Source organism: Caulobacter sp. 602-1 (assembly GCF_003931565.1).
Lineage (GTDB): Bacteria > Pseudomonadota > Alphaproteobacteria > Caulobacterales > Caulobacteraceae > Caulobacter.
The window spans coordinates 1-289 of the sequence record NZ_RRYI01000133.1; the positions used below are offsets into that span (position 1 = coordinate 1).

The 289-nt window shown below is 61.6% G+C and carries 1 protein-coding gene; it reads left to right on the forward strand.

Going from position 1 to position 289, the window contains the following annotated elements; translation table 11 throughout:
• A partial coding sequence (locus EIK80_RS25575; protein ID WP_233586954.1) for a hypothetical protein occupies positions 1-243 on the forward strand: 243 nt, incomplete at its 5' end.
• Between the last annotated feature and the right edge of the window lie 46 nt (positions 244-289).

Consider the following 289-nt stretch of genomic DNA (forward strand, 5'->3'; position numbering starts at 1 on the left):
TTCCCTAGCTCCAACACGACCGTCGGGCTCGGTCGCAGTTTCTCGTGGAATCAATGGGCCTTGGTCAATGGCGTCGTCGACGACAACTTCGTTGTTCGTCGCTCCGAGAGAGAACGGCTCCTTGCCATGTCGGACTCGCTACGCGGTCCTGACAACGCGCTCGATGCGCGCGTCATCTCGATCGCGCTAGACGACACGCCTACTTCCGACGCCGGCGAACAATTCGAGCTCGCCCTGGACTGAAGGGCCGCCCGGATCTGGCATCGCCGGAATCGGCGATGAAGTACCT